The 23437-nt window shown below is 70.5% G+C and carries 27 protein-coding genes and 1 pseudogene; 10 read left to right on the top strand and 18 right to left on the bottom strand.

Annotated elements, in window-relative coordinates; translation table 11 throughout:
- Nucleotides 1–37: 37 nt before the first annotated feature.
- The 5 genes from EV382_RS21150 to EV382_RS21130 form a co-directional block, all read right to left on the bottom strand.
- Nucleotides 38–547 carry a methylated-DNA--[protein]-cysteine S-methyltransferase gene (locus EV382_RS21150; protein ID WP_130404479.1) on the bottom strand — a complete coding sequence of 170 codons (510 nt, stop codon included), beginning with the start codon at nucleotides 545–547 and terminating at the stop codon, nucleotides 38–40.
- Nucleotides 544–2052 carry a DNA-3-methyladenine glycosylase 2 family protein gene (locus EV382_RS21145; protein ID WP_130404477.1) on the bottom strand — a complete coding sequence of 503 codons (1509 nt, stop codon included), beginning with the start codon at nucleotides 2050–2052 and terminating at the stop codon, nucleotides 544–546. The genes EV382_RS21150 and EV382_RS21145 overlap by 4 nt, the downstream gene beginning before the upstream one ends.
- A gap of 78 nt (nucleotides 2053–2130) precedes the next feature.
- Nucleotides 2131–3582 (bottom strand): FAD-binding oxidoreductase, encoded by a 1452-nt coding sequence (locus tag EV382_RS21140; RefSeq protein ID WP_130404475.1) that lies wholly within the window; start codon nucleotides 3580–3582, stop codon nucleotides 2131–2133.
- A gap of 189 nt (nucleotides 3583–3771) precedes the next feature.
- Nucleotides 3772–4224 (bottom strand): hypothetical protein, encoded by a 453-nt coding sequence (locus EV382_RS21135; RefSeq protein ID WP_130404473.1) that lies wholly within the window; start codon nucleotides 4222–4224, stop codon nucleotides 3772–3774.
- On the bottom strand, nucleotides 4221–4730 hold the full coding sequence (locus tag EV382_RS21130; protein ID WP_130404471.1) for a SigE family RNA polymerase sigma factor: 510 nt from the start codon (nucleotides 4728–4730) through the stop codon (nucleotides 4221–4223). The genes EV382_RS21135 and EV382_RS21130 overlap by 4 nt, the downstream gene beginning before the upstream one ends.
- 139 nt (nucleotides 4731–4869) lie before the next feature.
- Here EV382_RS21130 and EV382_RS21125 point away from each other — a divergent pair, with 139 nt between their 5' ends.
- The 3 genes from EV382_RS21125 to ychF all read left to right on the top strand — a co-directional run bounded on the left by EV382_RS21125 (nucleotide 4870) and on the right by ychF (nucleotide 7481).
- Nucleotides 4870–5373, top strand: a complete 504-nt coding sequence (locus tag EV382_RS21125; RefSeq protein WP_244236776.1) for a hypothetical protein — start codon at nucleotides 4870–4872, stop codon at nucleotides 5371–5373.
- A gap of 122 nt (nucleotides 5374–5495) precedes the next feature.
- Nucleotides 5496–6230, top strand: coding sequence for a Type 1 glutamine amidotransferase-like domain-containing protein (locus EV382_RS21120; protein ID WP_130404469.1), 735 nt, complete (start codon nucleotides 5496–5498; stop codon nucleotides 6228–6230).
- Nucleotides 6231–6395: 165 nt separating this feature from the next.
- Nucleotides 6396–7481 (top strand): redox-regulated ATPase YchF, encoded by a 1086-nt coding sequence (gene ychF, locus EV382_RS21115; protein ID WP_130404467.1) that lies wholly within the window; start codon nucleotides 6396–6398, stop codon nucleotides 7479–7481.
- A gap of 33 nt (nucleotides 7482–7514) precedes the next feature.
- On the opposite strand, the pseudogene EV382_RS21110 reads toward ychF, so the two are convergent.
- Together EV382_RS21110 and EV382_RS21105 are read right to left on the bottom strand one after the other, a co-directional pair.
- Nucleotides 7515–7816 (bottom strand): annotated as a pseudogene (locus EV382_RS21110) (aquaporin); the annotation flags it as partial.
- Nucleotides 7813–8187, bottom strand: coding sequence for an ArsR/SmtB family transcription factor (locus EV382_RS21105; RefSeq protein ID WP_130404465.1), 375 nt, complete (start codon nucleotides 8185–8187; stop codon nucleotides 7813–7815). The gene EV382_RS21105 and the pseudogene EV382_RS21110, both read right to left, overlap by 4 nt.
- 81 nt (nucleotides 8188–8268) lie before the next feature.
- Between EV382_RS21105 and EV382_RS21100 the strand changes: the two genes are divergently transcribed.
- The 4 genes from EV382_RS21100 (at nucleotide 8269) to EV382_RS21085 (ending at nucleotide 10952) form a co-directional block, all read left to right on the top strand.
- On the top strand, nucleotides 8269–8727 hold the full coding sequence (locus EV382_RS21100) for an ArsI/CadI family heavy metal resistance metalloenzyme (RefSeq protein ID WP_130404463.1): 459 nt from the start codon (nucleotides 8269–8271) through the stop codon (nucleotides 8725–8727).
- 120 nt (nucleotides 8728–8847) lie between these two features.
- Nucleotides 8848–9558 carry a hypothetical protein gene (locus EV382_RS21095; protein WP_130404461.1) on the top strand — a complete coding sequence of 237 codons (711 nt, stop codon included), beginning with the start codon at nucleotides 8848–8850 and terminating at the stop codon, nucleotides 9556–9558.
- A gap of 227 nt (nucleotides 9559–9785) precedes the next feature.
- Nucleotides 9786–10556, top strand: a complete 771-nt coding sequence (locus EV382_RS21090; protein ID WP_130404459.1) for a class I SAM-dependent methyltransferase — start codon at nucleotides 9786–9788, stop codon at nucleotides 10554–10556.
- Between the two features lie 39 nt (nucleotides 10557–10595).
- On the top strand, nucleotides 10596–10952 hold the full coding sequence (locus EV382_RS21085) for an HflX GTPase family protein (protein WP_208758464.1): 357 nt from the start codon (nucleotides 10596–10598) through the stop codon (nucleotides 10950–10952).
- Nucleotides 10953–10963: 11 nt separating this feature from the next.
- Here EV382_RS21085 and EV382_RS21080 read toward each other — a convergent pair whose 3' ends face one another.
- From EV382_RS21080 to EV382_RS21065, 4 genes are all read right to left on the bottom strand, one after another.
- Nucleotides 10964–11338, bottom strand: coding sequence for a VOC family protein (locus EV382_RS21080; protein ID WP_130404457.1), 375 nt, complete (start codon nucleotides 11336–11338; stop codon nucleotides 10964–10966).
- Between the two features lie 252 nt (nucleotides 11339–11590).
- Nucleotides 11591–12322 (bottom strand): class I SAM-dependent methyltransferase, encoded by a 732-nt coding sequence (locus EV382_RS21075; protein ID WP_130404455.1) that lies wholly within the window; start codon nucleotides 12320–12322, stop codon nucleotides 11591–11593.
- A 220-nt stretch (nucleotides 12323–12542) separates the two neighbouring features.
- Nucleotides 12543–12905: a PH domain-containing protein gene (locus EV382_RS21070; protein WP_030337500.1), complete on the bottom strand. Its 363-nt coding sequence runs from the start codon at nucleotides 12903–12905 to the stop codon at nucleotides 12543–12545.
- Between the two features lie 81 nt (nucleotides 12906–12986).
- The gene (locus EV382_RS21065) at nucleotides 12987–13871 is read right to left on the bottom strand and encodes a LysR family transcriptional regulator (RefSeq protein ID WP_130404453.1); all 885 of its coding nucleotides are present in this window, start codon (nucleotides 13869–13871) and stop codon (nucleotides 12987–12989) included.
- A gap of 113 nt (nucleotides 13872–13984) precedes the next feature.
- On the opposite strand from EV382_RS21065, the gene EV382_RS21060 reads away from it, so the two are divergent.
- On the top strand, nucleotides 13985–14338 hold the full coding sequence (locus tag EV382_RS21060) for a DUF1801 domain-containing protein (protein ID WP_130404451.1): 354 nt from the start codon (nucleotides 13985–13987) through the stop codon (nucleotides 14336–14338).
- Nucleotides 14335–14751: a VOC family protein gene (locus EV382_RS21055; protein WP_130404449.1), complete on the top strand. Its 417-nt coding sequence runs from the start codon at nucleotides 14335–14337 to the stop codon at nucleotides 14749–14751. Before EV382_RS21060 ends, EV382_RS21055 begins: the two co-directional genes overlap by 4 nt.
- Here the strand turns inward: EV382_RS21055 and EV382_RS21050 are convergent.
- A complete protein-coding gene (locus EV382_RS21050; RefSeq protein ID WP_124773755.1) occupies nucleotides 14738–15046 on the bottom strand; it encodes a 4a-hydroxytetrahydrobiopterin dehydratase in 309 nt (102 codons plus the stop codon). The genes EV382_RS21055 and EV382_RS21050 overlap by 14 nt on opposite strands.
- A 183-nt stretch (nucleotides 15047–15229) precedes the next feature.
- On the opposite strand from EV382_RS21050, the gene EV382_RS21045 reads away from it, so the two are divergent.
- On the top strand, nucleotides 15230–15688 hold the full coding sequence (locus EV382_RS21045; protein WP_130404443.1) for a (deoxy)nucleoside triphosphate pyrophosphohydrolase: 459 nt from the start codon (nucleotides 15230–15232) through the stop codon (nucleotides 15686–15688).
- 114 nt (nucleotides 15689–15802) lie between these two features.
- Here the strand turns inward: EV382_RS21045 and EV382_RS21040 are convergent, their stop codons facing one another.
- From EV382_RS21040 to EV382_RS21015, 6 genes are all read right to left on the bottom strand, one after another.
- Nucleotides 15803–16864 carry a succinate dehydrogenase/fumarate reductase iron-sulfur subunit gene (locus EV382_RS21040; protein WP_130404441.1) on the bottom strand — a complete coding sequence of 354 codons (1062 nt, stop codon included), beginning with the start codon at nucleotides 16862–16864 and terminating at the stop codon, nucleotides 15803–15805.
- A complete protein-coding gene (locus tag EV382_RS21035) occupies nucleotides 16861–18789 on the bottom strand; it encodes a fumarate reductase/succinate dehydrogenase flavoprotein subunit (RefSeq protein WP_130404439.1) in 1929 nt (642 codons plus the stop codon). Before EV382_RS21035 ends, EV382_RS21040 begins: the two co-directional genes overlap by 4 nt.
- 12 nt (nucleotides 18790–18801) lie before the next feature.
- The gene (locus EV382_RS21030; protein ID WP_130404437.1) at nucleotides 18802–19608 is read right to left on the bottom strand and encodes a hypothetical protein; all 807 of its coding nucleotides are present in this window, start codon (nucleotides 19606–19608) and stop codon (nucleotides 18802–18804) included.
- A 247-nt stretch (nucleotides 19609–19855) separates the two neighbouring features.
- On the bottom strand, nucleotides 19856–21253 hold the full coding sequence (locus tag EV382_RS21025) for a TldD/PmbA family protein (RefSeq protein ID WP_130404435.1): 1398 nt from the start codon (nucleotides 21251–21253) through the stop codon (nucleotides 19856–19858).
- Nucleotides 21250–22686, bottom strand: a complete 1437-nt coding sequence (locus tag EV382_RS21020) for a TldD/PmbA family protein (RefSeq protein WP_130404433.1) — start codon at nucleotides 22684–22686, stop codon at nucleotides 21250–21252. Before EV382_RS21020 ends, EV382_RS21025 begins: the two co-directional genes overlap by 4 nt.
- Nucleotides 22687–22718: 32 nt before the next feature.
- Nucleotides 22719–23267, bottom strand: a complete 549-nt coding sequence (locus EV382_RS21015; RefSeq protein WP_130404431.1) for a Uma2 family endonuclease — start codon at nucleotides 23265–23267, stop codon at nucleotides 22719–22721.
- Nucleotides 23268–23437 lie beyond the last annotated feature (170 nt).

The raw sequence follows: 23437 nt of genomic DNA, 5'->3' as shown, positions 1-23437 counted from the left end.
TACCAGACGGTAGCGTCAATGCGTGTCGATGCTTCTGTCAGCTTGCTGTCACGCGCCGCTCATGACCGAGAAGCCACGTCTTCACCTCCAGCCCCCAGCGGTAGCCGCCGAGGGTGCCGTCGGTGCGGAGCACCCGGTGGCAGGGTACGAAAAGGGCCGCCGCGTTCCGGGCGCAGGCCGCTGCGGCGGCCCGCACCGCCGGTGGCCGACCGGCCAGCGCGGCGTACCCGGTGTAGGTGACCGGGCTTCCCGCCGGCACCTCGCGCAGCACCTGCCAGGCGTGCGCCATGAACTCTCCGCCGGTGTGCTGACGGACCGGCACGTCGTCGATGGCGGCGAGGTCACCGTCCAGGTAGGAGCGGACGGCCGCGCTGGCCGGGCCGAGGTCGGCCCGCTCCCGCAGCGGCGCCCGCAGGGCGGGGTGGACCAGGGGCAGCAGCGCCGCCGGGTCCGGGGTGAAGCCGGCCGCCCGGACCTCACCGTCGGGGCCGGCGAGGATGCTCAACGGGCCGGCCGGTGTGGTCAGGACGGTGCTGTCGATGTTCATGCCGCTCTCCAGAGTCGCATCGTGGCGTAGGACCGCCAGGGACGCCAACGTTCGGCGTACCGGTCGAGGGTTTGGGGGGTGTGGGGCAGGCCGAGCGCGGCGGCGCCGCGCCGGACCGCGAGGTCGGAGCTGAGCAGCACGTCCGGGTCGCCGAAGGCGCGCATGGCCAGGTAGTTGGCGGTCCAGGGGCCGACGCCGGGCAGCGCGAGCAGTTGCCGAACGGCCTCCCTCCGATCCACCCCAGGGGCAAGATCGACAGACCCGTCCACCACGGCCCGAGCCAACCCCCGCAAGGCCTCCCGCCGCCCAGCCGGCATCCCAAACCCCGAATCCGGCACCCCCAGGAGCTCCTCCGCCCCCAAAAACCCCCGCAGCCCACCCCCACCCCCTGCCTCATTCCCTGCCCCATTCCGTTGATCATGGAGTTGGCCTGGGGTTTGATCTCCGTCGACCTGGTCAACCTCATGATCAACTCGGTGGGCGAGGAGGCGGGCGAGGGTTGTTCTGGCGGAGGTTATGGAGACCTGTTGGTTGATGATGGCGCGGACGGCCTGCTCGAAGCCGTCGACCGCGCGGGGGACGCGGATGCCGGGTTCGGCGGTGACCGCCGGGGCCAACGCCGGGTCGGCGGCGAGCGTGCCGTCGATCGCCGCCGGGTCCGCGTCCAGGTCGAGCAACCGGCGACAGCGGGCCACCGCGGGCGCCAGGTCGCGCAGGTCGGCGAGCCGCAACGTCGCCGCCACGTGCCCGTCCGCCGGGGTCAGCGCCACCTGGCTGGTGCCGTGCGGCAACCGCAGACCCCGGCGGTACGTCCCGTCGCGGACCTCCTCCACGCCGGGCAACGCCCGCACCGCGAGGAAGTCCAGCAGCGCCCGGGCGTGCAGCGGCGGGCGGTACGCCAGCCGGAGCGCGATGGTCCCCGCCCCGGCCGGTGCCTGCCGGCGGCCAGCGGCCGTGCGCAGGTCAGACGGGGCGCTCGCGTACACCTCGCGAAGCGTGTCGTTGAACTGCCGCACGCTGCCGAAGCCGGCGGCGAACGCGATCTCGGCCATCGCGAGGTCGGTCGTCTCGATCAGGATCCGGGCGGTCTGGGCGCGCTGGGCCCGTGCCAGCGCGAGCGGCCCCGCGCCCATCTCGGCGCTCAGCATCCGGTGCAGGTGCCGCTCGGTGTAACCCAGCCGGGAGGCCAGCCCCGGTACGCCGTCCCGGTCCACGACCCCGTCGGCGATCAGCCGCATCGCGCGACCGACCACGTCCGCCCGGACGTCCCAGAGCGGGGAGCCGGGCGCGGCGTCCGGCCGGCAGCGGCGGCAGGCGCGCAGCCCAGCGCCCTGCGCGGCGGCGGCGGATGGGAAGAACCGGACGTTCTTCCGCTTGGGTGTGATCGCCGGGCAGGACGGCCGGCAGTAGATGCCGGTGGACGTCACGCCGGTGTAGAACCAGCCGTCGAACCGCTGGTCACGGCTGTCCACGGCCCGGTAACACCGCTCGAAGTCCAGCTCCATGTCACCGATGATGCCCCGCTCGACGGGTCATCGGCTGGCGGGAATCGGACCTGGGTGTGCCGGCGCGCAGAGGCCCGGTCACCGGGGGCGGCGTCGACGCCGGTGCGGCTGACCAGATCCGGTGGGCTGGCCGGCGCGGTTCGGCTGGGCAGCGCGGTTCGGCTGGGTGGTGCGGTTGGGTTGGGTGGTGCGGTGCGGTTGGGCGGCGCGGTTCGGCTGACCGGTCAGCAGGGCCGACCGGAACACGCCGTCCGGGTCGTACCGCTTCCACAGCCGTCGGACCCGGGCCCCGGTCTCGCCCGGGTAGATCCGGGCGAACGCGGCCGGGTCCGGCCGGCTCTCGAAGTTGACGTACGCGCCGTCGGCCCGCGCGCCGATGGCCCGCCACGCGGCGTTCAACGCGGCGTCGGCCTGCGGCGGAAACACCGAGGCCACGATCAGGGTGTCCTGGTGACGATGCGGGTACGCGGTCGCGTCGGAAGCGACGTCGTTGACCGCCCCACCCAACGAGCGGAGTTGGATCACCGCGCGCCCCGGCCCGGTCACCGCTCGCGTCACGGCCCGCGCCCTGGCGTCGTCCAGCCCCGTGAACAGGCCGTTGGTGGTCGTGCCGCGCTGCTGCCCGACGTTGGGGTTGAGGTGCGCGGTCGGCACCAACGTCGGGTACGGGAGCAGGTCGGTCCGGTGTTCGAGCACCTTGCCGATGGCGAGCAGCGGCTCGACCGCCGGTCGGGCCCGGCGCAGGCTCTCGGCGGCGACCACGGCGGTGATGGACATGAGCACCGACCGGCCCTCCGCGAACACCACGGCGGCCGCGGACAACTCCCGTGGCGCCTGCGCGAGGTAGCTCGTCCACTCTCGGATGGTGCGACCGTCCGGGTGCGCCTCGACGACCAGTTGCGCGACAGCGACGTTGCGCTGCTCGACCGCCTCGATCTCGAAGGCCACCACGATCCCCGCGCCGGCCCCAGCCCCTCGGACCAGCCAGAACAGCTCCGGCTCGTGGTCGGCGTCGGCGCGTACCAGGGTCCCGTCCGCCAGCACCACCTCGACGGCGCGGACGCGGTCGATGGTGAGGCCGTGGGCCCGGACCAACCAGCCGACGCCGCCGCCGGTGGCCAGGCCGCCGACGCCGACGCCGCCGTAGTCACCCGAGCTGATCACCAGGCCGTACGGGGCCAACGCCTTGGCGACGTTCGCCCAGCGGGCGCCGGCCTCGACCCGGACCAGCCCGGCCCGCTCGTTGATCACCTGAACCCGGTTGAGCATGGACAGGTCGATGACCACCCCGCCGTTGTTGGACGAGGCCCCGGAGAAGCCGTGCCCGCCGCTGCGGACCGCGATGGGCAGCCGCTGCTCCCGCGCGTAGCGGAGCGCGTCGACCACCTGCGCGGTGGTCTTCGGCAGCAGGACGGCGGCCGGCGACGCCGATCTGGTGTACGTCGAGCGCAGGTGCGCGTACCGGCGGTCGCCGGGTGTGACGAGCTGCCCCCGGAGCGAGTCGGGCACCCGGGCCAGGGCCGGGCTCATCGTTGCCCCCGCAGCTCGTACCTCGGGTGTCCGGAGTCGGTCATGGCCCAAGAATGAGCGGGCAGGCCGGCCTCGACAAATCTGGCGGACCGGTGGGGCCCTGCCCGCTGTGACGCACGGGACCGGCGGTGACAGTGGGACGGTCGGTCCGGTCGGCGCGAGGAAAGCGCCGACCGGACCGGTCCTAACTCACCGCAACGGGCTCGGCGAGACCGTCGGCCGGCCTGGTGTGCCGGGCGGGCCCACCGGAGTCAACGGGCTCGGCGAAACAGTCGGCCGGCCTGGTACGCCGGGCGGGCCCAGCGGATCGCCCGGGTTCGCCCGTCCACCACCGGGGCTGGGCACGACCGCGGGCGACGCCGTGGGCTCGGACGGGACGGGTGCCGACGGGCTGGGCACGGCCGCCGGTCCGGCCGGACTGGGCACGGCCGGTGGCAGCCCGTCCGAGCCGGTCGCGGCCAGCGCGAGCGGAGTGGCGATCAGGATCGCCGCCAGGGTGCTCGCCGCACCCACCGCCACCGTGGCGCGGCGTCTGTTGCGGACCCGGCGTTCCGCGCGGCTCAACTGGTCATGCACGATCGGTGCCTCCTCGGCCAGGTCGGTGAGGGTGGAGCGGATGAGGTGCTCGAAGGGCTCGGTCATCGCCGTACCTCCAGCATGTCGATGTCCGGCAGCAGGTCGCGCAGTCGCCGTACCGCTCGGTGGGTACGGCTGCGTACGGTGCCGACCGAGCAGCCCAGCAACTCGGCCACCCGGGCTTCGGGCAGGTCCTCGTAGTAGCGAAGGACCACCACCGCCCGCTGCGTCGGTGGCAGGTGACGGAGCGCGGCACGCATCGCCAGCCGTACGTCGGTGCAGCCGCTCGGGTCGCCGCCGACCGGTTCGTCCGCCGGCTTGAGCGGTGTCTCCCGCCATCGGCGAAGTCGCCGCCACCAGCTGATCTGCTCGCGGTACATCACCGCCCGCAGATAGCCCTCGGGATCGGCGTGCCGAATGGTTCCCCACTTCGGGATGGTCCGCGCCAACGCCGACTGGAACAGGTCCTCGGCGGCGTTGCGGTCCCCGGTCAACAGGTACGCGACCCGCATCAGCGCCGGTGTCCGGCTGCCGACGAACTCGGCCAGCCGTGCGCGTTCGTCCTCGTCCACCCACCACCCCCGTTTCGTTGTCACTGATACAGACGCCCCAGGCCATCGTCGCTATCCACGATCGGTGGGGTTTTTCGGCCCGAAAGTGTCGGTCGTGCCGGGTAGCGTCCGGCCACCAACTGAAGAAGGGGTGCGGCGAATGACGAGCGTGGCGGGTTGGGTGGCGGCGTCGACACCGGGTGCGTTTCCGCCGTTGCCGCGCGCGGTGGCGCAGTCTTTCTACCGCCGGATGCGGGCCGTCGCGCCGGCGGCTGGCGGTGCCATCGAACGGGACCGGGCAGGCGATCCCGCGCAGAGCTTCCCCGACACCGCCTGTGGGCGGTTGGCCGGCTCACTCGACGACGCGGGCCTGCGGGCGCTCGGGATGTGGACGCACCACTGGTGCATGCGCTTCTACGACGACGACACTCGGGTGGGCCGGCGGTTGATCCGCGAGATCGCCGCGCGGCCAGGGCTGGGCTGGACGGCCGACGAGGTTCGCTGGATGCTGCGTGAGTCACTCTCGGCGGGCCCGGCCGCCGCCGACCGGTTCACCCTGCCCCGTGCAGCCGCGGCGCAGCTGCCGGCGGCCGACCGTCCGGCCCTGGGGGATTGGCCCGAGGTCGTGGTGCCCCGCCAACGGCGCCCCGACCAATCTCGTTGATCATGGAGGCTGGCGGGCGGTCTGTCCGCCGCCCACGAATGGCGAAGCGGCCCCGCACCGAGCGGGCGGGTGACCGACTGCGGCAGGATGGACGCCGCACCGCCCAACGGAAGGACGTCCCGATGCCCGCCAGCGAACCGACCATCATCGCCACCAGCATGGGCTTCTTCCGGGGCGACCGTGGCCCCTACGACCTGCGCCCCAGCCCGGTCTTCGAGCTGGCCGCCGAGTTGGCCGACGCCGGCTCGCAGCCGCGGGTCTGCTACCTCGGGCAGGCCGTCGGTGACCAGCCCACGTCACTGACCGCCGTCTACGGCGCGTTCGCCGACACCCGGTTCCGGCTGTCCCACCTCGCCCTGTTCCCGATGCCGAACGTCGAGGACGTCCGTGCGCACCTGCTCGCCCAGGACGTGATCTGGGTCGGCGGCGGCAGCGTGGCCAACCTGGTCGCGGTGTGGCGGGTGCACGGGCTCGACGAGATCCTGCACGAGTGCTGGCAGGCCGGCGTGGTGCTGGCCGGCGTGTCCGCCGGCTCGATCTGCTGGCATGTCGGCGGCGCCACCGACAGCTTCGGCCCCCGGCTGCGCGGCTTCACCGACGGCCTCGCATGGCTGCCGTACGGCAACGGGGTGCACTACGACAGCGAGGGCCAGCGCCGCCCGCTCATGCACGAGCTGGTCGGCGACGGAACACTGCCCACCAGCCACTGCACCGACGACGGCGTCGGCCTGGTCTACCGGGGCACCCGCCTGGTCGAGGCAATCGCGGACCGCGAGGGCGTCTCGGCGTACGAGGTCAGCCGGGGCGCGGACGGCAGCGTCCGGGAGGCGGTCATCGCTCCTCGCCTGCTCGGCTGAGCCTCACCCCTCCTCGACCGCCGTCAACCCCATCCAGTAGCTGCGGAGATCAACGCCGGAGCCGGTCGCACCGAACGGGCTGTGCGCGACGGCCGGTCACCTGCTCGGCGTGGAATCGGAGCCGGCTGGACCGGCCCGACCGGGACCGGCGTAAGCTGGCCCGTCGTGAGTCTCACCATCGGCATCGTCGGCCTGCCCAACGTCGGCAAGAGCACGCTTTTCAACGCGTTGACCAAGAACGACGTGCTGGCGGCGAACTACCCGTTCGCCACCATCGAGCCCAACGTCGGCGTGGTCGGGCTGCCCGACGACCGGTTGGACAAGCTGGCCGAGATCTTCTCCTCGCAGAAGGTGCTGCCCGCGCCGGTGTCATTCGTCGACATCGCCGGCCTGGTCCGAGGTGCGTCGAAGGGGCAGGGACGGGGCAACGCCTTCCTGGCCAACATCCGGGACGCCTCGGCGATCTGCCAGGTCGTCCGGGCCTTCTCCGACCCGAACGTGGTGCACGTCGACGGCAAGGTCTCCCCGGCCGACGACATCGAGACGATCAACACCGAGCTGATCCTCGCCGACCTGCAGACCCTGGACAAGGCGCTGCCCCGGCTGGAGAAAGAGGCCAAGCTCCGCAAGGACCGCCTGGCCGCGGTCGCCGCCGCGAAGGCCGCGATCGAGGTGCTCGACGGCGGCACCACCCTCTACTCCGGGGCCGCCGCCGCCAAGATCGAGCTGGAGCACCTGCGCGAGCTGCACCTGCTCACCACCAAGCCCTTCCTGTACGTCTTCAACGTCGACGAGGCCGAGCTGGCCAACGAGACGTTCCTCGACGAACTGCGCGCCCTGGTCGCCCCCGCCGAGGCCATCTTCATGGACGCCAAGATCGAATCTGAGCTGGTGGACCTGCCCGAGGAGGAGGCCCGCGAGCTGCTGGAGTCGATCGGGCAGAACGAGCCCGGCCTCAACCAGCTCGTCCGGGTCGGCTTCCGTACCCTCGGCCTCCAGACGTACCTCACGGCCGGCCCGAAGGAAGCGCGCGCCTGGACCGTCCCGATCGGCGCCACCGCGCCGGAGGCCGCGGGCGTCATCCACAGCGACTTCCAGCGCGGCTTCATCAAGGCCGAGGTGGTCTCCTTCCAAGACCTGGTCGAGCACGGTTCGATGGCGGCGGCCAAGGCGGCGGGCAAGGTCCGCATCGAGGGCAAGGAGTACGTCATGCAGGACGGCGACGTGGTGGAGTTCCGCTTCAACGTCTGAATTCGGCCCGTTCCCGCAGGTCGGTCGGGGCACGACGACGGCGTCGGCGGTGTAGGCGGCGAGGTCCCGCCCGGTCAGGCCGGTGCCGGAGCGGCGGCCGAGCCACCAGTCGACGGCTGAGACGACCGGGTTGAAGTGTGTGCCGGACACCGGGCCGAAGGTCAGGATCAGCGCGCCGAGGCCAGGGCGGTGGCGATCGCGTTTTCCAGGAGTTGGAGACCGACGTCGGTGGGGGAGAGCCGGGCGGCGGCGATCCCGGAGCCGACGACGGCGGCGACCAGCAGGGCGGTGCCAGCGAACTCCGCCGAGGCTCGCCGGGGCAGGGCAAGGCTCACGCGGTACTGGTGGCGGCCGGGGCGGCGGAGATGTCCAGGAGCGCGCCGAGTTGTCGGAACGCTTCTGGCTTCACCCGGTACCAGACCCAGGTGCCGCGCCGTTCCGAGTCGACCAGGCCCGCCTCGCGCAGAACCTTGAGGTGGTGGGAGATGGTCGGCCCGGACAGGTCGAACGCCGGGGTCAGGTCGCAGACGCACATCTCCGGCACCGAGGCGATCATCGACATCAGTCGTAGCCGGATCGGATCCCCGAGGGCCTTGAACAGCGGTGCGACCATCGCGGCCTGCGCGGCGTCCATGGGGCGGACCGCGAGCGGGGGGCAGCAGGCGACCGCCACGAGGTCCACTACCGGCAGCTCTTGTTTCGACATGCATCTACCTTGACCGGAATCGAAGCAGGGTGCAATGTAAGTAAGTCTTGCTTCGATAAGCATCTAGACAAGGAGATGGCCGTGTCCCGTGTCCAGCTCGCTCTGCGCGTATCCGACCTCGAAGGCTCCGTGGCCTTCTACGCCAAGTTGTTCGGCGTCGAGCCGGCCAAACGCCGCCCCGGCTACGCCAACTTCGCCGTTGAGAATCCGCCGCTCAAGCTCGTGCTCCTGGAGGGTGAGGCCGGCCAGCCCACCGTGATGGACCACCTCGGCGTCGAGGTCGCCAGCACCGCCGACGTCAACGCCGCCACCGAGCGCCTCACCGACTCCGGTCTCATCACGCTGGAAGAGAACAACACCGAGTGCTGCTACGCCCTCCAGGACAAGGTGTGGGTGCACGGCCCCGGCAACGAGCCATGGGAGGTCTACACCGTCAAGGCCGACTCCCCGCAGTTGGACAAGGCGACCGAGAGCGGCTGCTGCACCCCGGCCGCCGACAAGGACCCGGCCACCAGTGGGGCCGCATCGAGCTGCTGCTGATCGTTGTGCCCTTGCGCGCCCGCCTCGGTTCACAAGGCGGGCGCGCAGTAGGGCGGGTCATCGGCGGACGAGACGGCGGGGCGCGCCGTTATGGCTGCATCGAGGCTGGATACTCTCGGCATGAACCAGATCTGGCCGGTTCTTCTCGTCGCCGCGCTTGGTGTTACCGGTACCCTCGGGGCCGCTATTTCGACCCAGTTCCTTACCACTCGCCGCGAGGACCGTCGGTGGAACCTGGAGCGCGAACGAGAGCAGGAACGCTGGGAGCGGGAGCGCCAAGACCGAGCGGCGCAGTGGCAGCGAGAGGATGAGCTTCGGCACCGCGAGTCCCGCGAAGAGACCTACAAACAGTTCATGCAGACCATCTGGAACTGGGGTCGAAAAGCGGCTGACGTCAGGCAGATGATCGAGGCCGGAGAGGGTCATCTGTTCATGGTGGATACGGATGAACTCTACGATGCCAGCGTAAAAGCCGTGGGCATCATGGCGGAACTGGAGCTTTCGGCCTCCGCGCCTGTCCGAGACTCCGCTCGTGAATGCTGCGACCTCATGTCGAGGTTCGTCTCCGAAGTGGATGCCGTACTTCCCATCACGGAAGGAGCGGATGGACTTGACGTGCCTGTCAGGCTTCACGACAGCTACAAGGTTGTTGCCAGAAAGACCGTTGAATTGATGCGCGCCGATCGCGGCCTCATGTCCCTGGCCGCAATCGATCCGCATGTGCTGCCCGATGCCCGGCCTGGTTCGCCAGCGCCGTTCCGGCAGGGGGATCGGTTCAAGCGCTTTCAGTTGGTTGGCCTGGGCAGGGCGAGGGCCCGCCCCCAATCGTGAGCCTGTGAGCCGACGGCCGGTGCCCAGGACGATCAGCGACAGCTGCCAATCGGCGATGTCCATCACCTGGACGGCGTTCGTCACCGACCCAGATCTGCACCGCGCTGCCGGCCGCCAGGCAGAAGGCCGAGCGCGTAGACGGGTAGCGGACGCGCCACCAGCTTCGCAGGATCTGCGCGGTGGCGATGGTGGCAGTCGATGTCGACGAGTGGCGGTACGTTGACCGCATGACGGAACAGTTGCTCCGATCGTCGTTCGGCGCGGCGGCGACCGCGTACGCGGAACACCGCCCGGATTACGCGCAGGCCGCGGTGCGGTGGGCGCTGGAGCCCGCGCCGGGTCTACGCGTGCTCGATCTGGGCGCCGGTACCGGCAAGCTGTCGGCGACGCTGGTCGCGGTGGGCGCGGAGGTCGTGGCTGTCGAGCCTGACCCGGCGATGCTCGCCGAGCTGCGCCGTGCGGTGCCGACCGTCCGTGCCCTGCCGGGCAGCGCCGAGGCGATCCCGTTGCCGGACGGGTCCGTCGATGCCGTACTCGCTGGCAACGCCCTGCACTGGTTCGACATGGCGGTCGCGGGGGCGGAGATCGCCCGGGTCCTCGCACCCGGTGGTGTCCTGGCCGGTCTGTGGAACATCATGGACGACCGGATCGACTGGGTTGCCGGGCTCGAACGGGTCAGTGGAAGTGCGGCCATCGGCCCCCGTGACACGTTGAGCAGTTGGCGTGCCGCGACGGCGGACATGCTCGTGTCGAGCACCGGCCTCGTTGCCCGGTTCGGGTCGGCGGAGCAGGTCGAGTTCCCGCACGGGCAGCGCCGTACCGCCGACTCGCTCGTCGCGACGCTCGCGACGCGGGCCGGGATGCTGGTCATGCCGCAAGAGGAGCGAGCGGACACCCTCGGCCGGATCCGCGACTTCCTCGGGAGCAGGTCCGAAACCGCGCACGGCGAGTTCACCCTGCCGATGCTGACCGGCGTGCTGCGCGCCCGCCGGCGCTGATCGGTCAGCGACCCGGTGAGCCGACATCGCGTCGGGGCGTTGAACGCCCTGCTGGCAGGTGCCGAGGTGGCGTTGGTGGGCCTGTTCTCGGCAAAGGACAAGGAGTTTGTCAGCAAGCTCAACCTGCTGGCCAGTCTGGTGGAAGCCCACGGCGGCCAGGTGGTGAGCCGGCAGGTGCAGCGGCGGGGTGTCTCATCCGGTGGCGCAGGCAGGATGGGCGACCCGTTCTCGCGGCGGACGTTGCTCAGCCCTGGTAGGGCCCGCGAAGTCGCCGACGACTGCCGGCGGCGCGGGGTGGGCGTTGCCATCTTCGCGAACCCCTTGACCGACCACCAGCGGGCCGTCCTCATGGAGATGTTCGGCTGTCTCGTTCTGAGTGGCGACGACCTCCGATAAATCAGCGGGTCCTACTGCTCGGCCCAGGCGCCCAGCTCGTTGCCGCTGGGGTCGGTGAAGTGGAACCGCCGACCGCCGGGGAACTCGTACGGACCGTTCACCACCTGGCCGCCGGCTTCCTTCACGGCCTGCACGGACCGGTCCAGATCGCTGGAGTAGAGCAGCACCAGCGGGCCGCCCGCGCGGACTTCCCGGTCCAGACGGAGGCCGCCGACCTCGGGCGCGGAGTCGCCGTGCGGGTTGCGGATGCCGGCGTACCCCGGCCCGTAGTCGTTGAACTGCCAACCGAACGCGTCCGCGTAGAAGCGCTTGGCCACGGCGAGGTCGGTCACCGTGAACTCGATGTAGTCGATGGCGTGGTGCCGCTGCGGCGATGACTCAGACATGTGCGCATCGTGCACCCCGGGTACGACGAAACTGCGACACGCAACGAAAGGGCAGTCGCTGCTCGTCACCTTCGACCTGATCCCACCGGCACGGGGACGCAGATCCGGATGACCGACAGGGCCAGGACTAGCTGGGATGGCTCGTCTGCCCATGGCGGCGTCTCACCTTTCCAGCGGCGGGAGATCGGCTCGGGTTCCTTGAAGTCGGGGCGATGACACCTCGACTTTCCGGAACCCGAGTCGATCAAACCGCTACTCCGTTCGGTAGACGGAGATGTGCGACGGGCTGTCGGCCTGGAACGGTCGGCGGTGCCAGTCGGCGTACCGCTGGGTGAGCCGGAGCCCGGCCTGCTGCGCCATCTCGTCGATCTGGTGCGGCCAGGCGTACCGCATGGCGAACGGCTTCAGGTGCACACCGTCCGCGTCGAACGTGATCGTCTGCCGGATGAACCGCTGCGCCGGCCGGTCGTACTTGTGCAGCCGGATCGTCGCGGAGTCCTCGGTCACGGCATGTACCTGCACCTGCTCGTGGCGGTCGAAGTCGCGCGGGTCGGGTACGAACGTCTCGATGACGAACGCGCCGCCGGGCGACAGCCGCCGGGCGACGTTGCGGAAACAGTCCGCCTGCCGCTCGGCATCCACCAGGTTGAACAGGGTGTTGAAGACCAGGTACGCGAGCCGGAACTCGCCCGGCACCGGTACGTCCGCCATGTCGGCGACGACCACCGGGATCCGGTCGCCACCGGGTTTCGCCCGCAGCTGCGCGAGCATCTCCTCGGACGCTTCGACACCGTGCACGGCGAGGCCGCGTTCGGCCAGCGGAAGCGCGACCCGGCCGGTGCCGATCGCCAGTTCAAGAACCGGGCCGCCGTCGGCCAGGTCGGCCAGAAAGTCCACGGCGGGGGCCGGGTCGGGGTTTCCCGGGCCGTCGTAGTCGGCGGCCCAGAGCCGGCCGAAGAGGCCGGGATCGTCGAAGACCGACATCAGCGGCCTCCGCGGTGGGGATCAGTGGCGCGAAGCGCCAGGGGAACAGTCCTGCTCACGAAGTCTCGATTCCTCAGGTCGGATGACGGTGGGTTCGGGGGACCTCGTCGTGTTGGGCATGGTGGCTGCTCCCTTCGCGCGGCTGTCGACCGAGGACACCAGAGACGCCGCGGGCCCGGCAAGGCAATTACGCCAGCCGGGCCCACGACGGGACGTGCCGTCAGGAGATGTGGTGCAGGATCACGTTGTGTACGTGGTGGCTCTTCTGCGCGCCACGGAACTCCACCTCGTAGGTGTGCGTGCCGACGTGGATGGCGATGGCGCCGGTGGAGAAGAACGACCCACCCCACGACTTGTTGCTGACCACGCTCACGCTGGTGATCTTCGAGTACGGGATGCTGGTGATCGCGAACCGCTTCCCGACGAAGGAGCGGTCCTGGATGATCACGCGGCGGTCGGTCAGCCCGATGAACCCGGTGCCGGTGCCGACAGCGTCGTAGACGGCGATGATCTGCTCGCCTTCGAGGAGGCCACTCTCGATCTGCTGGACCTGCTCTTTGCGGTCGTACGCGATGTTCGCCATGCGACCCAGGCTAGAAAACCGGTGCCACCGTGCCCACCCGGCAAAGGTCGTCCGGGCGGTGGTGACGAAACTCGGCGTGTCTCATCGGGGGTTCGCGTCGGTCGCGGCGCGGACGAACTCGCGTACCCGGGTCGTGGTGTTGCTGGGCAGCCAGACCGGCCCTCGTTCGATGGGCGGCGCGTCGTGGATGGGCACGTACGCCACGTCGGGGCGCGGGTAGTAGCGCCGCGTGTGCTCGCCCACCGGAAGGACGCCCCGGCCCAGCGCGACCAGGGACAGCATCTCGGAGAAGGTGTTCCCGGCGGGTCCCTTCGGCACCGGTCGACCGGCCGGGGTGCGCTCCGGGGTGCGGTCCCGTTTGAACTCGGCCGAGGTCACGGTCGGGTACTGCACCACCGGGTGGTCGGCGAGCACCTCCAGTGACACCGACCGTTCCCGGCTGAGCGGGTGACCCGCCGGCACCGCCAGCATCCGATCCTCGGAGAGCAGCGCCGGGCCGGTGGCCATCCCGTCGAACGGGTACGAGGCGATCAACACGTCCGTGGAGCCGTCGAGCAGCCCGGAACGGGTGGTGGACAACTGTGCCTCGTGCACCTCCACCCGGCAGTCGGGATGCCGTTCACCGAACAGGGCCACCGCCCGCAGCAGCACCGGCGCGGTCCACTCGCCGAGGAACGCCACCCGTAGCGTCCCGGTCACGCCCCGGGCGGCGTCGATCGCCCGGCGGACGGCCTCGTCCATCCCGGCGACCAGCGGGGCGAGCTCGTCGGCGAGCTGCCGGCCGATCGGGGTGAGCCGGACGACCCGGCTGGTACGTGCGAACAGCGGTGCGCCGATCCGGCGCTCCAGCTTCTTCACGATGTGGCTGACCCGCCCGGTGCTCACGGTCAACCGCTCGGCGGTACGCCCGAAGTGCAGTTCCTCCGCGAGCGTCAGGAACGTCTCGACCTCGTACCGCTCCAGCACGTTGTTCCCATCGTTGACCTGTGGGCAACGATCGTAGCGGCATCAGGTCTTGGTCGGCGTCCCTCGTCCGGGGATCGTGAACCGGCAGGAAACATCGAGCGAAAGGCCCTGACGTGAGCATTGACGACTACCTGGCTGGCCTGCCCGGCCCACTGCGCGAGATTGGCGAGAAGCTGACGCCGATCATCGCGGCGGCCCTGCCCGGGGCGACCGGCGCGATGTGGCACGGGCACCCCGTCTGGAGCCTGGGCGCCCGGCCCGGCCAGCGCCCGGTCTGCCTGATCAAGGGGTACGGGTCGTACGTCACCTTCGGGCTGTGGCGGGGGCAGGAGATCGCCGACCCGTCGGGGCGGCTCGTGCCCGGCGCGCGGGCGATGGCGGCGGTGACGTTGCGCGAGGTCGCTGACGTCGACCCGGCGCTGTTCAGCGGCTGGCTGCGTGCGGCGGCGAACCTGGAGGCGGCGTGAGCACGGTACGCGTCACGGGTTTCGACCACCTGGTGCTGACCGTCGCCGACGTGGAACGGTCCTTGGAGTTCTACTGCGGCCGGCTCGGGCTGGCGCCGGTACGGGTCGACGAGTGGCGTGCGGGAACCGTCCCGTTCCCGTCCGTGCGGATCAGCCCCGGCAGCATCATCGACCTCGTCCGAGGCGAGTCGCAGGGCACGAACGTGGACCACTTCTGCCTGGTCGTGGCACCACTGGACTGGGCGCAGGTGATCGAGTCGGGAGTCTTCACGGTGCTGACCGGGCCGGTCAGCCGGTTCGGCGCCCGCGGTTCGGCGACCTCGATCTACGTGCGGGACCCGGACGGCAACTCGGTGGAGCTGCGCTGGTACCCGCAGGACGTTGGGTCGGATTCGATCGTCAGTCCTCGGTGACCGCCCGGTACGCGTCCTCGATGCGGGCGGCCAACAGGACCTCGCCCTCGGTCAGGGGCTCGCCGCTGCCGTGCCCGACCCGGATCTGGGTGCTGTCGGCCCGGCGGCTGATCTCGGGTCGCAGATGCAGCGCGTCCGCGACGACCTTGACCCGCTCGGTCAGTGCGGCGTGTTGGGTATCGTCGATCACGAGCGTCCGTCGGATCTGCTCGCCCTCGCGCGTCCAACCAGATAGCAAGGTCAACGCGTCGGAAAGGTAGTCGTGCTTGGCCCTGCTGTTGAACAGCACGCGCATCACCGCACCCCCCAAGCGCCGTTGCCGGCTTGTGGCCAAGTCGTCGCCATCCCGTGTCTTGTCGGTGTCCCCTAGTCTCTCGCTGCTCGGAGGGGGTGTCCACGCCCACACTTCCGTGTCTTACTGGCCTAGCGGACGGCTACGGTACCCAAACCGCCGATTGATCTGGCACCCTGGACGCCCGTGCGGACCGAACGGGCGAATGGTGGCGGGCAGGTCGAACGACGGGATCTGAAGGTGATCGTCGGCGCGGCGATCATCCGGGATGGGAAGGTGCTCGCCTGCGCGCGTTCCGCCCCACCCGAGGTAGCGGGCATGTGGGAGTTTCCGGGCGGAAAGGTCGAGCCGGGGGAGGCCGAGACCGACGCGTTGGTCCGGGAGTGCGCCGAGGAGTTGGCCGTACGCGTCGAGATCGGCGACCGGGTCGGCCGCAACGTACGGATGGCGCACGGCCGCTCGGTGCTCAAGGTGTACGCGGCCCGCCTGCTCGGCGGCGACCAGCCGCAGGCGCTGGAGCACGAGGCGCTCCGCTGGCTCAGCGCCGACGAGCTGGACTCGGTCACCTGGCTCCCGGCCGACGCCCCCATCGTGGCCGCCCTCCGCCCCCTCCTCAAGGATCCCCGGATGCCACCGCCCGGTTGATCATGAGGTTGACGGGCTCATGGCGCGCGAAATCACCCGCCAACCTCATGATCAACGCTGGAATGGGGGCGGGGGCCGTGGCTATTGCCACGGCCCCCGTTGTTGTTCGGGTGGTTAGTGCTTGTCCTGATCCGGGTGAGCGAAGTTGAGGTGCTCCGGAGGCAGCGGGAAGGTCACGTCGTCACCGAACGGCGACGGCGCGGCGGCCCGGTCGAAGGTGAGCTCGGTCAGCGGCAGCTTGCCCCGGTCGTCGACCGCCGGAGCGGTCGGGTGCGGCACCTCCCGGTCCCAGTTGACGCCGCTCTGCGCCTGCACCTCGGCCCGCGAATCGTGGGAGCCACCCGCGTGCGAGTGCAACCCACCCCGGGCGGAGCCCGACGTCGCCGAGCCCTGACGGGCGGTGGTCACGCTGGTCTGGGGCGTCTCGCCCCGACGGAAGATCTTGCTACCAAGCCACACAAGGGGATCGTACCTGCGGTCGACGACCCGTTCCTTCATGGGGATGATCCCGTTGTCTGTGATCTTGATGTGTTCGGGGCAGACCTCGGTGCAGCACTTGGTGATGTTGCAGAAACCGAGGCCCTGTTCGGCCTGTGCGTACTCCTTGCGGTCGGTCCGGGCGTCCAGCGGGTGCATGTCCAGCTCGGCCGCCCGGATGAAGTACCGCGGCCCGGAGAACGCCTGCTTGTTCTCGTCGTGGTCACGGATCACGTGGCAGACCGTCTGGCACAGGAAGCACTCGATGCACTTGCGGAACTCCTGCGAGCGCTCGACGTCGACCTGCTGCATCCGGTAGTCGCCCGGGGCCACGTCCGCCGGAGGGGCGAACGCCGGGGTCTCCCGGGCCTTCTCGTAGTTGAACGAGACGTCGGTGACCAGGTCCCGGATGACCGGGAACGTACGCAGCGGGGTGACCGTGACGGTCTCGTCCTCGCTGAACGTCGACATCCGCGTCATGCACCCCAGCCGCGGCTTGCCGTTGATCTCCATGGAGCAGGAGCCGCACTTGCCGGCCTTGCAGTTCCACCGGCAGGCCAGGTCGGGCGCGTCGGTGGCCTGCAGACGGTGGATGACGTCGAGGACGACCTCGCCCTCGTTCACCTCCACCATGTAGTCCTGGAGGTCACCGCCGGTCTCGTCGCCCCGCCAGATCCGGAACTGACGCTTCGCGCTCATCGGTTGTCCGCCTCTCCAGCGTCGGCGACGAGGGCGTCGAAGTCGGCGAGCTCCTCGTCGGTGAGGTACTTGGCCAACTCGGCCCGGTCGAAGAGGCCGATCAGTTCCGGCCGCATCTTCGGCAGCGGCTTACGGGTCAGCCGTACGGTGTCGCCGTCCAGGGAGCAGACCAGGTTCACCTGCCGCCACTTCGGCTCCATCGCCGGGTAGTCCTCCCGGGTGTGCCCGCCGCGCGACTCCTGCCGCTCCAGCGCCGCCTTCGCGGTGCACTCCGAGACCACCAGCATGTTGCGCAGGTCCAAGGCCAGGTGCCAGCCCGGGTTGTAGCGTCGGCCGCCGGCCGCGCTCACCTTCGCCACCCGTTCGCGCAGCTCGGCGAGCCGGACCAACGCGTCGGCCAGCTCACCCTCCCGGCGGATGATGCCCACCAGATCCCCCATCACCGACTGGAGATCCTGCTGAAGGGTGTACGGGCTCTCGCCGGTGTCCCGTTGCAGCGGGGCGAGGGCCGTCTCCACGGCGGCTTCGACCGCGTCCACGGCCACCTTCGGCCGGGCGTCCAGGCCGTCGGCGTAGCTGGCCGCGTGCCCACCCGCCCGCTTACCGAAGACCAGCAGGTCGGACAGGGAGTTTCCGCCGAGTCGGTTGGAGCCGTGCATGCCGCCGGAGACCTCACCGGCGGCGAACAGCCCGCGTACGTGGCCGAAGGCGGCACCCGAGTCGGGGTCCACCTCGACGCCGCCCATCACGTAGTGGCAGGTCGGACCGACCTCCATCGGCTCGCTCGTGATGTCGACGTCGGCCAGTTCCTTGAACTGGTGGTACATCGACGGCAGCCGCCGGCGGATCTCGTCGGACGACCGCCGGCTCGCGATGTCCAGGAAGACACCACCGGCGGGGGAGCCCCGGCCGGCCTTGACCTCGCTGTTGATCGCGCGGGCCACCTCGTCGCGGGGCAGCAGCTCCGGCGGACGCCGGTTGTTGTCCGGGTCGGTGTACCAGCGGTCCGCCTCCTCCTCGGTCTCCGCGTACTGCTTGCGGAAGACGTCGGGGACGTAGTCGAACATGAACCGCTTGCCGTCGGAGTTCTTCAGGACGCCGCCGTCACCGCGCACCGACTCGGTGACCAGGATGCCCTTCACCGACGGCGGCCAGACCATGCCGGTCGGGTGGAACTGGAGGAACTCCATGTTGATCAGCGTCGCCCCGGCGCGCAGCGCCAACGCGTGCCCGTCCCCGGTGTACTCCCAGGAATTCGAGGTGACCTTGTAGGAGCGTCCGACACCGCCGGTGGCCAGCACGACCGCCGGCGCCTCGAAGAGGATGAACTCGCCCGACTCGCGGTAGTAGCCGAACGCGCCGGCCACCCGGTCACCGTCGAGCAGCAGCTCGGTGATGGTGGTCTCGGAGAACACCCGGATCCGGGCGTCGTACGAGCCGAACTCCCGCTGGTCCTCCTGCTGAAGCGAGACGATCTTCTGCTGGAGGGTGCGGATCAGCTCCAGACCGGTCCGGTCGCCCACGTGCGCCAGCCGCGGGTACTCGTGGCCACCGAAGTTGCGCTGCGAGATCTTGCCGTCCTTGGTGCGGTCGAAGAGCGCACCGTACGTCTCCAGCTCCCAGATCCGTTGCGGCGACTCCTTCGCGTGCAGCTCGGCCATCCGGAAGTTGTTCAGGAACTTGCCGCCGCGCATGGTGTCGCGGAAGTGCACCTGCCAGCTGTCCCGGCTGTTCACGTTGCCCATCGCGGCGGCCGCGCCACCCTCGGCCATCACCGTGTGCGCCTTGCCGAACAGCGACTTGGAGATGATCGCGGTCTTCTTGCCGGCCAACCGGGCCTCGATCGCCGCGCGCAGACCGGCGCCGCCGGCCCCGATGACGACGACGTCGTAGTGGTGTCGTTCGATGCGAGTGGTTGTGGTCATGTCAGGGGCCCTTTAGTTGATGAACCGCAGGTCGGAGAACCACCCGGCCGCGAGCGCCATGATGTAGAAGTCGGCCAGCGCCAGGGTGCCGAGGGTGATCCAGGCGAGCTGCATGTGCCGGACGTTCAACGCGGAGACGAACGTCCACGCCCGGTACCGCACCGGGTGCTTGGAGAAGTGCTTGAGCCGGCCGCCGATGATGTGCCGGCAGGAGTGGCAGGAGATGGTGTACGCCCACAGCATCACCACGTTGACCACCAGGATGATGTTGCCCAGCCCGAAGCCGAAGCCCTTCGGCGAGTGGAAGGCGAGAATCGCGTCCCAGGTGTTGATCAGCGAGATGATCGCGGCGGCGTAGAAGAAGTAGCGGTGCAGGTTCTGGCCCAGCAGCGGGAAGCGGGTCTCACCGCCGTACTCCTTGTGCCCGTCCGGGACGGCGCAGGCCGGCGGCGACAGCCAGAACGACCGGTAGTACGCCTTGCGGTAGTAGTAGCAGGTGAGCCGGAACAGCAGCAGGAACGGCAGGGTCAGCGCGGCGTCCGGGATGATCCACCAGCCGGGCAGGAACCGGCCGAAGTGCGAGGCCGCCTCGACGCACCGGTCGGTCACACACGGGGAGTAGAACGGCGTCAGGTAGTGGTACGCGTCCACCCAGTAGTTGTCATGCTGGAAGACCCGGACCGTCGCGTACACCACCCAGGCGCCGAGCCCGATCACCGTGATCAGCGGGGCGAGCCACCATCGGTCGGTACGCAACGTCTTCGCCGCGATGGCGGCGCGCGCCCGCGCCCCCCTCGGCCTCGTTGCCGTTGAAGTCATTCGAGTCGTCTCCTCGACGGGCCCGTACGGGCGGGCTGGTCTCTTCCCGGTCGGCACGCGGACCGGCGAACCCGCACCCGCTGCCACGTCATGCGCACACCAACGACCACGCCGGATCGACCGACGCAGCTAAGTGACACACGTTACGCCGATCTCTGCGAGCCGTCCGCGCAAGGGACCGTCCCGTGTGTCTGGCCTGCGGAAAAGCCCCCGACACGCCGGTCGGGGGGCCACGTCGTCGGGATCGTCAGCCGGAGGCGCCTCCGGTGAAGTGCCACGAGGCCAACCGCAGCGAGGGGGCCGCCCACCAGGCACCGTCCACCCGCTCCGGTTGGCGTACCGCCCGCGCGCCCAACCCGAGCACGGCCCCCGGCCCGAGCGCCCGCGGGTACGACTCGGTGAACCGCAGGTCACGGACCGCCCGGACGACGGTGCCGTCCTCGATCAGCCAGACGCCGTTGCGGGTCAGCCCGGTGACGACCAGGCTCTTCGGGTCGAGCACCCGCGTGTACCAGAGGTCGGTGACCAGCAGCCCTCGGCGTACGCCGGCCACCAACGCGGCGGTGTCCACGTCGACGACCGCCCCCGCCGCCGCGCCCGTGGTGCTCCGGCCCGTCGCACTGGCCGGGCCCGCCGCCGCGCCGGACAGCCGCAGATTGCGGGCCATCGGACCCCAGGTGGCACCGCCCGCGACCGCGTGCCCGGTGGACTCCGTGCCCGCCTCGGCGGCCGTCCGCCGATCGTGCGCCACCGCCCGGGTGGTGCCCGCCTCGACCAATGTCAGCGCCCGCCGACCGGTGCCCTCCGCGTCGAACGGCAACCCGGACCCGCCCAGCGGGTCGTCCACCAGGGTCACCGCCCGGTCGAACTGTGCCGCGCCCGGCTCGGCGAACGACTGCCGCTCGGCGTACCGCTTGCCGTTGAAGCCGTACCAGGACAGGTTCTGCAGGAGGTCCGCCACGGCGGCCGGCTCGAACACCACCTCGTAGTGCCCCGGCGGCAACTCGACCGGGTCCGCCGCCGCCTGCGCCTTCGCGGCCGCCTGCGCGCCCAACTCGGCGCCGTCGAGGTCGGACAGCCGGTCAGCGCTGCGCCGGGCCACCCCGTCCGCGCCGTCGCGGCGCGCGATGCCGTCCATCGCCGCCTCCACCGAGCGGCCGTACGCCGAGTGCCCGGCCGAGTTGGCGAACGCCGACGAGCGGTGCGCGGTGCGGCAGTAACCGGCGGTGCTCAGACCCCCGGCGGCGGCCACGAACGCCCCCACCCGGTCGGCCCGCTGATCCGGCTCGGCGTGCGCGGTGGCCTCGTCGACCGGCGGCGCGTCCGGCGTGGGCGTGGGCGGGGTCAGCCCTGGCCAACCCGGGTCGGGCGGGCAGAGCCGCGCCGCGGTCAGGGTGCGCTCCACCAGGGCGACCAACCCGTCGGCGGTGACCACGCTGCCGCCGCCAGTGGCCGTCCGACCGTCCACGTTCACCCGCAGGCGAACCCCGACGGTCGACTCGGAGACGTTCTGGTGGATGCCCGAGTTGGCGAACCGGGTCAGCGCCAGGTCCGCCCGCGTCACCACCGCCTCGGCCTGCGCGCCCGGCCCGCCAAGCCGGCGCACCAGCTCGACAACCTGCCCCGCCAACTCCAGTTCCGTCATGCCGACACTCCCACCCGGACGTTGCGGAACCGGGCCGGCGCTGCCGGGTGGCCGGTGTGCCCGATCTGGCCGGGTTGGCCCTTGCCGCAGTTGGGCGTCCCCCAGGAGATCGTCTCGTTGGAGAGCATGTCCATCGAGCGCCAGAACAGTGGGCCGATCCCGGTGTACGTGGGGTTACGCAGCATCCGCCCCCGCCGCCCCTTCTTGATCTCCCAGCCGACCTCACAACCGAACTGGAAGTTCAGCCGCTTGTCGTCGATCGACCAGGATCGGTTGAGGTCCATCAGCACGCCGTCGTCGGTGGCCGCGATGATCTCGTCCAGCGTGTGCGGGCCGGGTTCCAGGCCGACGTTCGTCATCCGCACCATCGGCAGCCGGGCCCACCCGTCGGCCCGTACGCTGCCGCCGTAGTCGAGGCTGGCCATGGCGGCGGAATCCCGGCCGGCGAGCACACCCACCCAGCGGCCGTCGCGAACTGCGTCCCGCTTGACCGCCGGGGAGCCCTCGTCGTCGAACCCGAAGCTGCCCAGCGCACCCGGGATCGTCGGGTCGATGGTGATGTTCATCAGCTCGGACCCGTAGCGCAGCGAGCCGAGCTGGGCCAGGTCCAGCCAGGACGTGCCGGCGAACGCCGCCTCCCAGCCGAGGATCCGGTCCAGTTCGATGGCGTGCCCCACCGACTCGTGGATCTGCAGGGCCAACTGCTCGCCGCCGAGAATCAGATCCGTCTCGCCGGCCGGGCACTGCGGCGCGGTGAGCAGCGCCCGGGACTCCTCGGCGATCTGCGCGGCGTGCGCGGCCAGATCCAGCGACTCGACCAGCTCCCACCCGGTGGTGCCGTACTGCCCGCGGTAGCTGGGCCAGGACCGGCGCTGCGTCTCGCCGTCACCGATGGAGGTGGCCGAGATGCCGCCGCCGCACTCGCGGATGCGCTGGTCGATGCGGTGGCCCTCGCTGGAGACGAACCACTTCGCGGTGTCCCAGATCTGGTACAGGCCCTCGGCCAGGTCGGCGCCGTGCTTGGTCATCGTGCGGGTCGCGTCGACCAGCAGATCGCCCTTGTCGGACAGGGGCACCCCGAGCGGGTCGACCTGGCAGCCGGAGGCCCAGCTCGCGGTGACCGCCTGGACCGGCACCAGGTCGACCGGAGGACCCGGCACCCGCGCGCTCGCCATGGCGGTCCGGGTCGCGCGCCGGCCGGCGTCGCGGGCTGCGGCGTCGGACAGATCGGGTACGGCGTGGAAGCCCCAACTCGCCCCGACCAGTGCTCGGACACCGAGCCCGATGCTCTCGTCCTGGGTCAGCTCCTCCACGTCACCGTTGCGGGCGGTCATCGACTCGTAGCGGCGGTGCATCACCCGGGCGTCGGCGTACCGGGCGCCCGCGTCGAGGGCGGCCTGGACGGCGGCGGTGGCCGCGTCGAACTCGGTCATGGACCGACCCTAGGCCAGCCGACCGACACCCGTCAGGGGACGAGGTCCTCCGGCCGGATAGTGGCCCGCACCGGCTCGGTCAGTTCCAGAACCTCACCGCGCTTCGTCGTTGCTCTCTCCACGTAGTGACCACCCTGCCGCTGGTAAAGGCGCATGGCACCCGTCCCCTGCTCCACCAGCAGATACCACTCAATGCCCGCTGCGGCGTAGTAATGCATCTTGAGGACCTTGTCGGTGGAGGCGTTGCTCGGCGAGATGATCTCGCAGACCAGTCGCACATCAGCCGACTCGATGTTGGGCTGATCGAGATCGATTGCGGTGGTTACGACGAGATCAGGAATCGGTATTCGACCTGGCCGGAGACGGACGTTCACCGCCTCCAACAGCTCAAGGTTGGCTGCCTCCGCAGCTCTTTCCAGGATATTGCCGAGCTTGCGGGAGATTCGTTGATGCCGTGGGGTGGGTCCTGGGGTCACGTGGAGGCTCCAGTCGAAGAGTTCGACGCGATCCTGCGTCTCGCCGAGGGCGAGGAACTCCTCTTCGGTCCACGGACCTTCGTGATCGAACACCGCCGCGGTCATGGGTCACCTCCACCTCGGGCCCCGGGCATCCTCTGCTGATTGCTCGTCCAATGATCGCACTTGACGTGCGATCAGAGCCATGAACGGGCGTGGATGGCGAGGTGGCGGGGGTGCGGGGCCGATGCTGACTCGTTACGCTCGGGCCCGCTGACACGTGCCGACTTTGTAGC

It is taken from the genome of Micromonospora violae, assembly GCF_004217135.1.
GTDB lineage: Bacteria > Actinomycetota > Actinomycetes > Mycobacteriales > Micromonosporaceae > Micromonospora > Micromonospora violae.
Note: the sequence above shows the minus strand (reverse complement) of the source record. Positions and strands in the feature narration are given on the sequence as shown.

Bases quoted from the DNA above. Each gene is read 5' to 3' on its own strand.
- EV382_RS21135 (WP_130404473.1), bottom strand. From the start codon at position 4,224: ATGACCGAGCCCTTCGAGCACCTCATCCGCTCCACCCTCACCGACCTG.
- EV382_RS21145 (WP_130404477.1), bottom strand. From the start codon at position 2,052: ATGGAGCTGGACTTCGAGCGGTGTTACCGGGCCGTGGACAGCCGTGAC.
- EV382_RS21035 (WP_130404439.1), bottom strand. From the start codon at position 18,789: ATGACCACAACCACTCGCATCGAACGACACCACTACGACGTCGTCGTC.
- EV382_RS21090 (WP_130404459.1), top strand. From the start codon at position 9,786: ATGACGGAACAGTTGCTCCGATCGTCGTTCGGCGCGGCGGCGACCGCG.
- EV382_RS21095 (WP_130404461.1), top strand. From the start codon at position 8,848: ATGAACCAGATCTGGCCGGTTCTTCTCGTCGCCGCGCTTGGTGTTACC.
- EV382_RS21080 (WP_130404457.1), bottom strand. From the start codon at position 11,338: ATGTCTGAGTCATCGCCGCAGCGGCACCACGCCATCGACTACATCGAG.
- EV382_RS21140 (WP_130404475.1), bottom strand. From the start codon at position 3,582: ATGAGCCCGGCCCTGGCCCGGGTGCCCGACTCGCTCCGGGGGCAGCTC.
- EV382_RS21025 (WP_130404435.1), bottom strand. From the start codon at position 21,253: ATGACGGAACTGGAGTTGGCGGGGCAGGTTGTCGAGCTGGTGCGCCGG.
- EV382_RS21030 (WP_130404437.1), bottom strand. From the start codon at position 19,608: ATGACTTCAACGGCAACGAGGCCGAGGGGGGCGCGGGCGCGCGCCGCC.
- EV382_RS21105 (WP_130404465.1), bottom strand. From the start codon at position 8,187: ATGTCGAAACAAGAGCTGCCGGTAGTGGACCTCGTGGCGGTCGCCTGC.
- EV382_RS21120 (WP_130404469.1), top strand. From the start codon at position 5,496: ATGCCCGCCAGCGAACCGACCATCATCGCCACCAGCATGGGCTTCTTC.
- EV382_RS21020 (WP_130404433.1), bottom strand. From the start codon at position 22,686: ATGACCGAGTTCGACGCGGCCACCGCCGCCGTCCAGGCCGCCCTCGAC.
- EV382_RS21070 (WP_030337500.1), bottom strand. From the start codon at position 12,905: ATGGCGAACATCGCGTACGACCGCAAAGAGCAGGTCCAGCAGATCGAG.
- EV382_RS21050 (WP_124773755.1), bottom strand. From the start codon at position 15,046: ATGCGCGTGCTGTTCAACAGCAGGGCCAAGCACGACTACCTTTCCGAC.
- EV382_RS21075 (WP_130404455.1), bottom strand. From the start codon at position 12,322: ATGTCGGTCTTCGACGATCCCGGCCTCTTCGGCCGGCTCTGGGCCGCC.
- EV382_RS21040 (WP_130404441.1), bottom strand. From the start codon at position 16,864: ATGAGCGCGAAGCGTCAGTTCCGGATCTGGCGGGGCGACGAGACCGGC.
- EV382_RS21125 (WP_244236776.1), top strand. From the start codon at position 4,870: ATGACGAGCGTGGCGGGTTGGGTGGCGGCGTCGACACCGGGTGCGTTT.
- EV382_RS21150 (WP_130404479.1), bottom strand. From the start codon at position 547: ATGAACATCGACAGCACCGTCCTGACCACACCGGCCGGCCCGTTGAGC.
- EV382_RS21015 (WP_130404431.1), bottom strand. From the start codon at position 23,267: ATGACCGCGGCGGTGTTCGATCACGAAGGTCCGTGGACCGAAGAGGAG.